Origin of the sequence: Serinicoccus sp. CUA-874 (genome assembly GCF_001942225.1) — a bacterium.
Classification (GTDB): domain Bacteria; phylum Actinomycetota; class Actinomycetes; order Actinomycetales; family Dermatophilaceae; genus Ornithinicoccus; species Ornithinicoccus marinus.
Genome location: NZ_MKJZ01000033.1, coordinates 171775 through 183844, shown reverse-complemented (window position 1 = coordinate 183844; position 12070 = coordinate 171775). Strand labels below are relative to the sequence as shown.

The following is a 12070-nucleotide window of genomic DNA, read 5'->3' as shown; positions in this document are numbered from 1 at the left end:
CCGGTGCTGACACGGGCGCGCGGGCAGACTGCCCCATGACCGAAGCGGTGCGGCGGCAGTGGTTCGAGCCGAGATATGCCTTCGCCGGGCTGGGCTGGGGCGTCCTCGTAGGGATGGTCACCGGTGCCGTGCTGGCGATCCTCGTGCTGGTCGAGTCTCGCGGCGAGGACCCCGACGTCGGGCTGACCGTCTTCGGGATGCTGTACGGAGCGGCGGTGTATGCGCTGCTGGGGGCGATCTCGGGCCTGCTCTGTGCGGTCGTGCTGCCGGCCGTGTCGGGCCGGCGTGCCCACTGGTGGGCGGCGCTGGTGCTGACAGCCGGGATCTGGGCGCTCGCGACGGTCCTGCTCTTCACCTATCTGGTCCAGGCGGGGGGCGTAGAGGTCGCGGGCACGTCCTGGATGCTCGTCCCGCTGGCACTGGCTACCCTGCCCGGGCTGGCTGCCGGTGTGCTCGTGGCTCGGTCGACCCGGAACCTGCGCTGACTGGCAGCCGCTTCGTCCACTGACATCCTCTTCGTCGCATCAGAGCCTCCTCGAAGAGGCTCCGGTGTGACGAACCGGCTCTCAGTGCGAGAGGCCACCTCAGCCGGCGGGCGGACCCCCCGCCGTGGCGCGGCGGTGCCAGGCCCACAGGCCCGCGCCGAGCAGCGCGAAGCAGGTGCTGGTCACGGCGGTGCTGAGCAGGGTGCCCGTGACCAGCGGCGAGATCAGCCCGGCCAGCAGCGCGTTGAAGACCAGCGCCGCGAAGGAGGCCATCGACGCGGCGGCGCCGCGCTGCTCCGGGAAGAGGTCGAGCATCGCCAGTTGCTGCACCGGGAAGGCCACGCCGATCGCCGCGCCCATCAGCGCCGGCCCGACGACGGCCCACGGCAGGCCCGGCGCGAGCCAGCAGAGCACGACGTTGACCAGCGTCCCGCCGAGCAGGACCACCATCGTCACGTCCACCATCGGCCCGGGGTCCACCCGCCCGGCCAGCCGGTTGGTGAGCATCGAGCCGGTCACCATGCCGCCGATCATCGGCACGAAGAGCATCCAGAAGTCCTGCTCGCCGCGCCCCAGGAGGTCGACGACGATGATCGGGGCGGCGACGACATACAGGAAGTAGGAGGCGAAGACGAAGGCGGCCGAGAAGGCCAGCCGCTCAAAGCGTCCGGACCGTGCCACGCCCCACAGCGACCCGAGCACCGAGCCCACCCGCAGCGAACTGCGTCGCTCCGGCGGGTGCGTCTCCGGCAGCACCACCGCGGTGAGCACCGCCGCCGCGATCCCGTAGGCCGCGACGAACCAGAAGATCCAGTGCCACGGCCCGAAGCGCAGGATCTCGCCCCCGATGACCGGCGCGATCGCGGGCGCGATGGCGAAGATCATCATCACCCGCGCCATGAGCTTCTGCGCCTCGGCGCCGGAGAAGAGGTCGCGGATCACCGCCCGGCTCACGATGGTCGCCGCCCCGGCGAAGAGGCCCTGCATCACCCGGGCCGCGAGCAGCACCCCGAAGCTGGGCGCGAGCGCGCAGACGACGGAGGCGACGACATACCCGAGCAGCCCGCCGATCATCACCGGTTTGCGCCCGAGCGCGTCCGAGATCGGGCCGTGGAAGACGCTCATCACCGCGAAGCTGATGAGGTAGATCGAGGTGATCTGCTGCAGCGCGGTCGCGTCGACCTCGTAGTCCCGCCCGATCGCCTCGAAGCCGGGGAAGACCGTGTCGATGGTGAACGGACCGATCATCGCCAGCGCGGCGAGCGTCGTCGTGACCAAGAGCGTGGCGCGCCGAGGGTATGCCGTCGCGCCGGTCTGCGGCTGCGGCGGACTGGTGGTCACCCGGTCACGGTAGTGCCGGGACTGTGGACGGGTGTCGGCGGCACGGTCATGATGCCGCCGACGCCGCGATCGAGCGGGTCGCCGAGCTCGGCGGAGCCTCGTGCACGGCCCCGACGACATGCCCGGTGTCGGTCGTCTCGCCACGGTCGCCGACCCGCAGGGCGCCGCCTTCATGGTCATGCAGGCCGCCCCGCAGGAGGGGTCCGCGAGGGCCTGAGGGGTACCATCATGGCTCGAGGGCGCGGCCACGACGGCTCCGCGCCCTCTCGTCATGACCCCAGCAGCAAGGAGAGTCCGTGAGCGTCGCCGGCATGGGAGCCATCCCGATCGAGGGCGGCTACGCCTTCCGCGTCTGGGCACCGAACGCCACCGGCGTGAGCGTCATCGGTGACTTCAACGGGTGGGACCCCGAGGCTCACGGGATGGAGCACGAGGGCAACGGCCACTGGTATGCCGAGGTCCCGGGCGCGCAGATGTGGCAGGAGTACCAGCTGCTCGTGAGCAACGGCGAGCACAGCTTCCACCGCATCGACCCGCGGGCGCTGGCGGTGACGAACTCCGTCGGCAACGGCCTGCTCTACGACCACGGCGCCTTCGACTGGGAGGGCGACGACTTCACGCCGCCGCGTCAGCACGAGACGGTCATCTACGAGACCCACATCGGGTCCTTCGTCGCCACCGAGGACGGCCGGCCGGCGAACCTCGGCGACCTCATGGGCAAGCTCGACTACCTCGTCGGGCTCGGGGTCAACGCCATCGAGCTGATGCCGCTCATGGAGTTCGCCGGCGACTACTCCTGGGGCTACAACCCGGCCCACGTCTTCGCCGTCGAGTCCAGCTACGGCGGGCCCGAGGCCCTCAAGACCTTCGTGCGGGAGGCGCACAAGCGCGGCCTCGCGGTCTACGTCGACGTGGTCTACAACCACTTCGGCCCCTCGGACCTGCCGACCTGGCAGTTCGACGGCTGGTCCGAGAACGGCAAGGGCGGCATCTACTTCTACAACGACCACCGCTCCTCGACGCCGTGGGGCGACACCCGGCCCGACTACGGGCGGCAGGAGGTCCGCGACTTCATCCTCGACAACGCCCGCATGTGGCTGCGCGACTACCACGCGGACGGGCTGCGGCTGGACATGACGCCCTACATGCGTCGGGTCGACGGGACGCACGGCGACGAGATCCCCGAGGGCTGGGAGATGATGCGCCGGATCGGTGAGATGGTCCGCGCTGAGTTCCCCCGGCACCTCGTCATCGCCGAGGACCTCCACGGGGTCGCGGCGGTCACCTCCACCGAGCCCGGTGGCGCGGCCATGCACGCCCAGTGGGACACCAAGTTCGTGCACCCGGTGCGCGAGGCCCTCATCACCCAGGACGACGCGCACCGCTCGATCGCCGCGGTCGCGGCCGCCGTGACGCATACCTATCAGCACGCCTTCGACCGGGTGATCTACACCGAGTCGCACGACGAGGTGTCCAACGGCAAGGCGCGGATCACCTCCGAGGTCCAGGGCGACAACCCCAGCGGGTGGAACGCCCAGAAGCGCGCCACCCTCGGCGCGGCCCTGGTGCTCACCGCGCCGGGCCTGCCCATGCTGTTCCAGGGGCAGGAGTTCCTCGAGGACGAGTGGTTCCGCGACAACGTGCCGCTGGACTGGGAGCGAGCGTGGGCCTTCCGCGACATCACCCAGATGTTCCGGGACCTGATCCGGCTGCGGCTCGACGCCGACGGGGTCAGCGCCGGCCTCGCCGGACCGCACACCAACGTCGTCGCCGCCGACGAGGACGCCAACGTGCTGGCCTACGTCCGGTCCACGGGCGACGGGCAGCACGTCCTGGTCGCGATCAACCTCTCCGCGCACGCCGTCCAGCGCCCGGTCGAGCTGCCGGGCGGGCACTGGCGCGTGCGCTTCAACAGCGACGCCCGGGCCTACAGCCAGCTCTTCGGCGACCACGCGACACCGGACATCGACGCAGGTGACGGGCACGGCACACTGGACCTCGGGCCCTACTCGGTCGTGATCTACTCGCTCGCCTGAGGCCTGCTCAGGGCGACTGGTCGGGGACCTGGCGGCGCATCTCGTCCGGGGTCATCCCGTGCTCCAGGCCCCAGCGCACCGCCTGCGAGCGCCGGGTCACGCCCATCTTGCGGTAGGCCGTGCGGATGTAGGTCTTGACCGAGTTGATCGACAGATAGCTGCGCAGCGCGATGTCGTTGTTGGTCAGGCCCTGGGTGATGAGGCTGACGATCTCCGCCTCCCGGGCGGAGAGCCCCTCGGCCCGGCCGGGCCAGTCGCCGGGGGAGTGCGGCTCAGGCTCGGGCTGCTGGCTCGTGACCGGCTCGACCACGACCTCGCCGGACGCCACCCGCTCCAGGGCGGTGACCAGCTCGGCGCCGCTCACGGTCTTGCCGATGTATCCCCGGCACCCCTTGGCCATGGCGACCTCGATCAGTGCCGGGTCGAGGTGCCAGGTGTAGACGACGACGGCTCCCGGGTTGGGGCTCTCCAGGACGCCGTCGAAGTCCTCGCCGTCCACCTGGGGCTCGGAGAAGGTGTCGTAGAGCGTGACGTCGACGGACTGCCTCACGTCGACCTGGGCGCCGATCTCGACGACGGAGACCCGGTCCTCGAAGGGTGCCAGCATGGCCTGGAGGCCCCGGACGACCACCTCGAAGTCGTTCATCAGGGCCACCCGCAGCGGGGAACCGGCGACCATGGCCCAGACTGTACGCCGCCGCCCCCGGGCGGGCGCGGTGAGCCGTCACCGGGGCCCCCGTCGTCGGAGGTCAGCGCGCCTCCCGCGCATCTCACCCTTTCGGATGTGGTGGCTAGGTGGCGGCAATGCCTATGATTCGGCCGTGCCCGATACCGTTGCTGCACTGACGATGTCGCGCGGACATCACGACCACCTGCTGGCGCAGGTCGACGGACTCTCCGTCGGCACCACGCCACCTGCGGTGCACGTCGTGATCTCCATGGGGGACCGCGATCTCACCCGTGGACGACTGCCGCTGGGCACCGACCGGTGGCAGACCGTCGTCAAGCCTGTGCAGACCGACCGTCGCGCCCTGCCCTACGCGGCAGCACGCAACCTCGCGGCCGAGCTGGCCGTCGACGCGGGCGCGACATCCTCGTCTTCCTGCACTCCTCCGTCATCCCCGGCCCCCGGACCCTGGAGCGGTATGCCCGGGCCGTCGCCGAGCGCGACACCTCCGGCATACCCGACGGCCCGGTCGTCTGGTGCTCGCCGGTGCTCCGTCTGCCGCCGGTCGCCAACCCGGCCGTCGGCTACCCCTTGCAGAAGCTGGACGAGCTGAGCCGGCGGGCTCCCGGCGCGCCGGTGCTCGCTCCCGGCGAGATCCGGGTCGAGGAGCGGTCCCACCTGTTCTCCCCGGGCAGCTTCGCGATGAGCGCTGACGACTACGCCGAGGTCGGCGGGTTCTGCGCCGACTACGCCGGGCCCGGCCTGGAGACCGCGGACTTCGCCCGGGTCCTGGACCGGGCTGGCGGCTCGCTGGCATGGGTCGGCGGGGCCGAGTCCTACCGTCAGCCGACCGAGCCGCTCACCCCCGAGGAGGAGGCTCGGTATGCCCGCCGGCACGCCGCGACCTGGCGCGAGCGGTGGGACGAGGAGCCGGACCACCCGTGGCTGACCCGGCTGGTCGCCGAGGGCATCATCCAGCGGGACGGGTCGGGCCGCATCCCCGACCCGCCGCGCCGCTGAGACCGGCATCGGCCGTCCTGGCAGCAGCGGGCACACTGGAGCCATGACCAGCCTCCCGCCCCTCGTCGGGCCCGGTCCCGCGCTGCGGCCCGACCAGGTGTCGCGCTACTCCCGGCACCTGCTGGTGCCGGGGATGGGCATGGCGGCGCAGCGCCGGCTCCTCGCCGCACGGGTGGCGGTGGTCGGGGCCGGGGGGCTGGGCAGCCCGGTGCTGGCCTACCTCGCCGCCGCCGGGGTCGGTCACCTCACGATCATCGACGACGACGACGTCGACGCCACCAACCTGCAGCGGCAGGTCATCCACCGCGCCGACGCCGTCGGCACCCCCAAGGGCGAGTCCGCCGCCGCCTTCGTGCGGGGGCTGAACCCGGACGTCTCGGTGGAGGTCCGGCACACCCGCGTCGACGCGGACACCGCGGTGGACCTGCTGCGCGGCCACCACGTGGTGCTCGACGGCGCCGACAACTTCCCCACGCGGTATGCCGTCTCCGACGCCTGCGGCGCGCTCGGGATCCCCCTGGTCTGGGCAGCCGTCCTGCGCTTCGACGCGCAGGTGTCCACCTTCGTGCCGGGGATCGAGGACGCGGTCTCGTTGCGCGACCTCTTCCCGGTGCCGCCCCGGCCGCAGGACGTGCCGAGCTGCTCCGAGGCCGGCGTGCTGGGCGCGCTGGTGGGACAGGTGGGCTCGATCATGGCGGCCGAGGTGGTCAAGCTGCTCTGCGGCTTCGGTGAGCCGCTGGTCGGGCGGGTGCTGCTGATCGACGCGCTGTCCCAGCGCACCCGTGAGGTGCCGCTGCGCCCGGTCGGGGCGGTCGTGCAGCCGGTGGAGCGCGAGCACGTCCGCGAGATCGTGCCGCTGCCCGAGGTCTCGCCGCGCGAGGTCGAAGGCCTCCTCGCGCCGGATCTCCGCTCCGGCGCGCCGACCCTCCTCGACGTCCGCGAGCCTGCCGAGCACGAGCTGGGCACGCTGCCCGGCGCGCTCCTGGTGCCGGTGGGGGAGGTGCTCAACTGGGACGATCTCGACCACCACCTGCCGGAGGGCCCGGTCGTCGTCTACTGCAAGGCGGGCCCCCGCGCGCAGCGGGCCGCGGCGCACCTCGTCCGCCTCGGCCGGGAGGACGTCAGCGTCATGAGCGGCGGCATCCTCGGCTGGATCGAGCAGGTCGACCCGAGCCTGCCGAGCTATTGAGCGACATGCCCGCGCTGCCTCCCGTCGACCTCGTCGTCCTCGCCGGCGGTCGCGGGACCAGGATGGGCGGCCGGGACAAGGCCTCGATCGAGCTGGGCGGGCGGACCTTGCTCGAGCGCGTCCTGACGGCCGACCTGGGTGGCCGGGTCGTCGTGGTGGGGGAGACCGCCGTCCCGGACGGCGTGCGGCGCACCGTGGAGGACCCCCCGGGGGGAGGACCGGTCGCGGGCATCGGCGCGGGTCTCGACGCCCTGTCCTGGTCGCAGCGATCCTCTTCTGCGGCCGGTGACCCGTCGCGTCCGGACTGGGTCGCCGTGTGTGCCGTCGACCAGCCGGGCGCGGCGCAGGTCCTTGCGGCGCTGCGGCACACGCTCGCCGGGCTGGGGGAGGAGATCGACGCGGTATGCCCGCGCCACGACGGGCGGGTGCAGTGGCTGCTCGCGGTCTACCGCCGGGCCGCGCTCGACGCGGCGCGGGCGCGGCTGGCCGGGGTCGGCGAGACCGGGGCCTCGGTGCGCTCGCTGGTGGCGCCGTTGCGCTGGCAGGAGCTCGAGCTCGACGGGGTGCACCTGGGGGACGTCGACACCCCGGCGGACCTGGAGCGGTGGTCCTCAGCCCTCGACGGATGACCCCGGTGGCCACGGCGCGCCGGTCAGGGCGGCCCAGCCCGCGGCACACGTGCCGGACGACACGTCGCCGATGACCAGCCGCTGCAGCACGAAGCCGGGGATCGTGCCGAAGGTCGCCTGCGCCACCGCCACGGGGTCGGCCTCGGGGTCCAGCCGCCCCGCGTCCTGGAGGCGCTCGAGGTAGGCCACGAGGTGACCCCGGTGCTGCGGATCGCCCTGGCGATCAGCGCGCTGCTCGCCGTGCTGGTCACGGCCTTCGCGTGGCCGGCCGTCAGCCCGGCCCCCCGGGGTGACGTGCTCCTCGGCGTCCTCGCCCCCGCCCCGGCGCTCGCCCAGCTCGAGGGTCAAGCTGGTGGGCCAACTCCGGCGCGATGGCCCTGGGGATCGGCGCCATCGGCGCAAGTCTGGTGGGCCTGCAGCGTGGGTTCGTCACATCGGAGCCTGTTCGAGGAGGCTCTCAGATGACGAACCGGCTCTCGGTTGACCAACCGGCGGTCGGTGGCGCCGACCACGTCCGGGACGCTCTGGCAGGCTGGAGGTCGACGGTCTCGTCTGCGGCTGGGCGGTCGCCGGCCACTCCCGCGACCCGGAGCGGCCGCAGGACGGCGAGCTCTACGGGCTCTACGTCATCCCCCGACTCTGGTCGGCCGGGATCGGGCACCGGCTGATGGTCGCCGTCGAGGAGCACCTGCGTGCCCAGGGGTATACCCGTGCCCACCTCTGGGTGCTCGACGGCAACGAGCGGGCGGCCGAGTTCTACGACCAGCACGGGTGGGTCGAGGACGGCGGGACCCAGCTCGACCGGCGTGGTGAGCACGAGCTGCGGGAGAACCGTCGGGTGCGGGACCTGGCCCGGCCGGGGTGAGCGGCGAGCGGCGGCATACCCGATCGTCTGCGAGACTGGCGTCATGGCGACGGTGAGGTACTTCGCCGGGGCCGCCGAGGCCGCCGGCACCGAGAGCGAGCGGGTGGACGCCGACGATCTGGGCGCGCTGCTCGCCGACCTGCGGGAGCGGCACGGCGCCGAGCTGACGCGGGTCCTCGCGCTGAGCTCGGTGCTGCACGAGGGGCAGTACGTCTCCGACCCGCATCTGCCGCTCGCGCACGACGCCGTGCTCGACGTGCTGCCACCCTTCGCCGGGGGCTGAGCCCCGACCCTCTGATTGACGCCGCGTCAACCCTTGACAGGGCGCAGGCGGAGAGTTTCACTGGGACTCTCATATGTGCACCGACGCCGCGCTCGTTTGTGCGGCGAGCCCGACGGGGTGGGTGCCATGACGAAGGAGTCACACATGCGAGGAGTCCGGGTCACGCGGACGACGCCCCGACGGGGCGCACGCTCGAGGGCGGTGGCGCTCACCGGTGCCGGGGCGTTGCTCCTGCTCACCGGGTGCGGCGGGGGCGACGACGAGTCCGCGAGCGGTGACACGCTCACCATCGCCGTCGTCGACAACGGCGACCTCGACACGCTGCAGGAGATGAGCGACGCCTTCCTCGCCGAGCACCCCGAGGTCGAGATCGAGTGGGTGCGGGAGGGGGAGAACGAGCTCCGCGAGACCGTCACGACCGACGTCGGCACCGGTGCGGGCCGCTTCGACGTGGCCACGGTGGGGACCTACGAGGCCCAGGTGTGGGCCGACCAGGAGCTGCTGACCCCGCTCACCGACATGCCCGAGGGCTTCGACGCCGGCGCCTTCATCCCCGAGGTGGCCGACGCGCTGACCCACGAGGGCACCCTGCGGGCGGCGCCGTTCTACGGCGAGTCGACGTTCACGATGTACCGCACCGACCTGCTCGACGAGGTCGGCGCCGAGATGCCCGAACGACCCACCTGGGACGACGTCGTCGCGGCGGCGACCGCGATCGAGGAGCAGACCGACACCGCCGGCGCTGCGTGCGCGGCAAGCCGGGCTGGGGCGAGAACGCCGCCGTCGTCACCGCCATGGCGCACTCCTACGGCGCCCGGTGGTATGACGAGGAGTGGAGCCCCGAGCTCGACAGTGACGCCTGGCGGCAGGCGAGCGAGACCTACCTCGCGCTCGCCGGGATGGCGCCCGAGGGTGTCGCCGACGCCGGGTATGCCGAGAACCTCGCCCTCTTCCAGGACGGGCAGTGCGGCATCTGGGTCGACGCCACCACGGCCGCGAGCTTCGTCACCGACGGCGAGGCCTCGAGCGTCGCCGACGACGTGGACTTCGCCTTCGCGCCGGGCACCGAGTCCGGCCGCGCGAGCAACTGGCTGTGGGCCTGGGCGCTGGCGGTCCCCGCCAGCTCGGACCAGCCCGAGCTCGCCAAGGAGTTCGTCACCTGGGCGACCTCCTCGGAGTATGCCCAGCTCGTCGCCGACGAGCAGGGCTGGGCCGCGGTCCCCGCGGGCAACCGCACCGACCTCTACGAGAACCCCGACTACACCGAGGCCGCGCCCTTCGCCGACCTCGCGCTGGAGTCGATCCAGACCTCCCAGATCGGGGAGCCGACGACCCAGCCGGTGCCCTACGTCGGGATGCAGTACGTCGACGTGCCCGCCTTCCAGAGCCTCGGCAACGCCGTGGGGCAGCAGTACACCACCGCGATCGAGGGCGAGCTGAGCCTGGACGAGGTGCTCGAACGATCGCAGTGGGTCGCCGACCAGACGATCGAGCAGACCCGTCTGCTCGCCGAGCAGGACCAGGACTGAGGGAGATCGCCATGGCACGCAGCGTGGAGCAGATCGACAAGCAGATCGCCAACACCGACCCCGAGCTCCTCCCGGTCGGCGAGCACGAGAAGCACGGGGCCAAGCACTTCGCCGGCCTCTACGCCGCGGAGAACGTCGCGGGCACCGAGTTCGTCTTCGGCGCCACCTTCGTCATCCTCGGCGCCGGGATCTGGGACGTCCTCATCGGGCTGCTCATCGGCAACGCCCTGGCCGTCCTGACCTTCTGGCTGGTCACGACGCCGGTCGCGCGGGAGGTCGGGCTCAGCGTCTACACCTACCTGCTGCGCTTCGGCGGCAGCTCGATCTCCAAGATCTACAACCTCGCCAACGCGATCGTCTTCGCGGTGATCTCGGCGGCGATGCTCACCGTCTCGGCGACCGCCGTCCAACGGGTGATCGGCATCCCGACGCAGGAGCAGGCATACCCCACCCATCTCGGGTTCATCATCCTCGTGGTGGCCTTCAGCATCGTGGCGGTGCTCGTGGCGGTCTTCGGCTTCAACGCACTCGCCGAGTTCGCCACGATCTGCGGGCCGTGGCTGGCGACGATGTTCACCGTCGGCGGGCTGGTGCTGCTGCCGGCCGTGGCCGAGTCGGTCACCGGCGTCACCGAGATCGGCAGCTTCGGCGAGTTCGTCGACATCGCCGGTGCCACCGTCTTCACCGGGGTCACGCCCGGCGGCGAGGAGGGCATCGGGATGATCGAGGTCGCGGGTCTGGCGTGGGCCGCCAACAGCTTCGCGCACGCAGGGATGATCGACATGGCGCTGCTGCGGTATGCCAAGAAGGGCTGGCACGGTCTGATGACCTCGACCGGCATGCTCTTCGGCCACTACGTCGCGTGGTTCTCCGCCGGCCTCATGGGCGCCGCCACCGCCGCGCTGACGCTGACCAGCATCACGGTCCTCTCGCCCGGCGACGTCTCCTGGGTGGCTCTGGCTGGGCCGGCTACGTCACCGTCGTGGTCGCCGGGTGGACGACGGCCAACGCCAACCTCTACCGCGCCGGCTTGGCGACGCAGGGTGTCTTCCCCTCGATCTCGCGGGCGCGGGCCACGCTCATCGTCGGCGTGATCGTGGTGGTGGTCGCGTGCTTCCCGTTCGTCTACCGCAACTACGCCCCGCTCGTGACCTGGGCCGGCGTGCTGCTGGCCCCGGTCGGCGGCATCGTCTGGGCCGAGCACAAGCTGCTCCCGCGCTTCGGGCTGACGGAGTACTGGGCGCGCTTCAAGGGCGTCACCAACACGCCGGCCATCGTCGCCTGGGCGGTCGCCTTCGGCCTCGGGATCGTGCTCAACCTCACGCAGATCATCTCGCCCTACTTCGCCTTCGTGCCGGCCTGGATCGTGGCGGCGCTGCTCTACGTCGCGCTCGCGAAGCAAGCGGGTGCCGGGGAGGACTACACCGAGGAGAAGCGAGACCACGAGCTCTTCCTCGAGCGGGCGCAGGACTTCAAGCGCAAGCAGGCCGAGTCGCTGCCCGGTCACGTCAAGGACACGACGCCGATCAGCCGGGCGCTGCGGGTGGTGTGGATGCTCGCGCTCGCGGTGATCCTCGTCTACGCGCTCATCGTGTTCTTCGACAGCCCGGACATCTACACCTACCTCACGCAGCGCAACACCTTCTACACCATCGCCATCACCGGCACGATCGTCTACTTCGTCTGCGCCTACTGGGAGCTGCAGCGCGGCAAGGCGGTCTCGAAGCGGGCGCACGAGAAGGCCCGGGCCGAGGCCGACGCCGGCAGCTCCGGCGACGACGGCGAGAAGGAGACGGTCGGCACGCGCGCCTGAGGGGTATGCCACGGGCCGCGGCCCGGTCGGCGTGCGGCCATCGGCGCAAACCCGTTGCGGTGCAGCGGCCCGAGGCGGTCGGATGGGCCGATGAGCATCAGCCTCGCCACCCCCGGCGTCGACGACCTCGGCGCGATCGTGGCCGTGCTGGCCTCGTGGCAGGTGCCGGAGGCGCCGGTGCAGCTGCACCCCGGTGACGTCGGGTGGTTCTGG

The 12070-nt window shown here is 71.9% G+C and carries 12 protein-coding genes and 2 pseudogenes; 11 read left to right on the top strand and 3 right to left on the bottom strand.

All coding sequences use genetic code 11. The features are described from left to right. Positions 1–35: 35 nt before the first annotated feature. Positions 36–485, top strand: coding sequence for a hypothetical protein (locus BJF80_RS09765; RefSeq protein ID WP_075813217.1), 450 nt, complete (start codon positions 36–38; stop codon positions 483–485). 99 nt (positions 486–584) lie between these two features. Here BJF80_RS09765 and BJF80_RS09760 read toward each other — a convergent pair whose 3' ends face one another. Next, positions 585–1826 carry a multidrug effflux MFS transporter gene (locus tag BJF80_RS09760; RefSeq protein ID WP_075813215.1) on the bottom strand — a complete coding sequence of 414 codons (1242 nt, stop codon included), beginning with the start codon at positions 1824–1826 and terminating at the stop codon, positions 585–587. A 100-nt stretch (positions 1827–1926) separates the two neighbouring features. Between BJF80_RS09760 and BJF80_RS21585 the strand changes: the two genes are divergently transcribed. After that, entirely contained in the window at positions 1927–2043 is a 117-nt protein-coding gene (locus tag BJF80_RS21585) for a VOC family protein (RefSeq protein WP_414899290.1), read from the top strand. A 79-nt stretch (positions 2044–2122) separates the two neighbouring features. Beyond that, positions 2123–3862 carry an alpha-amylase family glycosyl hydrolase gene (locus BJF80_RS09755; protein ID WP_237767529.1) on the top strand — a complete coding sequence of 580 codons (1740 nt, stop codon included), beginning with the start codon at positions 2123–2125 and terminating at the stop codon, positions 3860–3862. Between the two features lie 7 nt (positions 3863–3869). On the opposite strand, the gene BJF80_RS09750 is transcribed toward BJF80_RS09755, so the two are convergent. Beyond that, positions 3870–4541: a response regulator transcription factor gene (locus BJF80_RS09750; RefSeq protein ID WP_075813213.1), complete on the bottom strand. Its 672-nt coding sequence runs from the start codon at positions 4539–4541 to the stop codon at positions 3870–3872. A gap of 309 nt (positions 4542–4850) precedes the next feature. On the opposite strand from BJF80_RS09750, the gene BJF80_RS09745 reads away from it, so the two are divergent. From BJF80_RS09745 to mobA, 3 genes are read left to right on the top strand one after another with little or no spacing between them, the layout of a single operon-like run. Beyond that, the gene (locus tag BJF80_RS09745) at positions 4851–5549 is read left to right on the top strand and encodes a glycosyltransferase family 2 protein (RefSeq protein WP_143554067.1); all 699 of its coding nucleotides are present in this window, start codon (positions 4851–4853) and stop codon (positions 5547–5549) included. A gap of 43 nt (positions 5550–5592) precedes the next feature. Next, the gene (locus tag BJF80_RS09740) at positions 5593–6738 is read left to right on the top strand and encodes a ThiF family adenylyltransferase (protein ID WP_075813209.1); all 1146 of its coding nucleotides are present in this window, start codon (positions 5593–5595) and stop codon (positions 6736–6738) included. Positions 6739–6743: 5 nt separating this feature from the next. Continuing rightward, on the top strand, positions 6744–7367 hold the full coding sequence (mobA, locus tag BJF80_RS09735) for a molybdenum cofactor guanylyltransferase (RefSeq protein WP_075813207.1): 624 nt from the start codon (positions 6744–6746) through the stop codon (positions 7365–7367). On the opposite strand, the gene BJF80_RS09730 is transcribed toward mobA, so the two are convergent. Further along, complete coding sequence (locus BJF80_RS09730; protein ID WP_075813205.1) at positions 7350–7715, bottom strand: hypothetical protein; 366 nt, start codon at positions 7713–7715, stop codon at positions 7350–7352. The two genes, mobA and BJF80_RS09730, sit on opposite strands and share 18 nt — an antisense overlap. 172 nt (positions 7716–7887) lie before the next feature. On the opposite strand from BJF80_RS09730, the pseudogene BJF80_RS17775 reads away from it, so the two are divergent. The 5 genes and pseudogenes from BJF80_RS17775 to BJF80_RS19295 form a co-directional block, all read left to right on the top strand. Further along, positions 7888–8232, top strand: a pseudogene (locus BJF80_RS17775) (GNAT family N-acetyltransferase); the annotation flags it as partial. A 43-nt stretch (positions 8233–8275) separates the two neighbouring features. Next, complete coding sequence (locus BJF80_RS09720; protein WP_075813201.1) at positions 8276–8515, top strand: MoaD/ThiS family protein; 240 nt, start codon at positions 8276–8278, stop codon at positions 8513–8515. Between the two features lie 126 nt (positions 8516–8641). Continuing rightward, positions 8642–10044, top strand: a pseudogene (locus BJF80_RS19305) (ABC transporter substrate-binding protein). Between the two features lie 11 nt (positions 10045–10055). Continuing rightward, complete coding sequence (locus BJF80_RS19300; RefSeq protein WP_075813199.1) at positions 10056–11138, top strand: hypothetical protein; 1083 nt, start codon at positions 10056–10058, stop codon at positions 11136–11138. Continuing rightward, entirely contained in the window at positions 11075–11857 is a 783-nt protein-coding gene (locus tag BJF80_RS19295; protein WP_202817182.1) for a purine-cytosine permease family protein, read from the top strand. The genes BJF80_RS19300 and BJF80_RS19295 overlap by 64 nt, the downstream gene beginning before the upstream one ends. Positions 11858–12070 lie beyond the last annotated feature (213 nt).

Bases quoted from the DNA above. Each gene is read 5' to 3' on its own strand.
- BJF80_RS09765 (WP_075813217.1), top strand. From the start codon at position 36: ATGACCGAAGCGGTGCGGCGGCAGTGGTTCGAGCCGAGATATGCCTTC.
- BJF80_RS09750 (WP_075813213.1), bottom strand. From the start codon at position 4,541: ATGGTCGCCGGTTCCCCGCTGCGGGTGGCCCTGATGAACGACTTCGAG.
- BJF80_RS09740 (WP_075813209.1), top strand. From the start codon at position 5,593: ATGACCAGCCTCCCGCCCCTCGTCGGGCCCGGTCCCGCGCTGCGGCCC.
- mobA (WP_075813207.1), top strand. From the start codon at position 6,744: ATGCCCGCGCTGCCTCCCGTCGACCTCGTCGTCCTCGCCGGCGGTCGC.
- BJF80_RS09720 (WP_075813201.1), top strand. From the start codon at position 8,276: ATGGCGACGGTGAGGTACTTCGCCGGGGCCGCCGAGGCCGCCGGCACC.
- BJF80_RS19300 (WP_075813199.1), top strand. From the start codon at position 10,056: ATGGCACGCAGCGTGGAGCAGATCGACAAGCAGATCGCCAACACCGAC.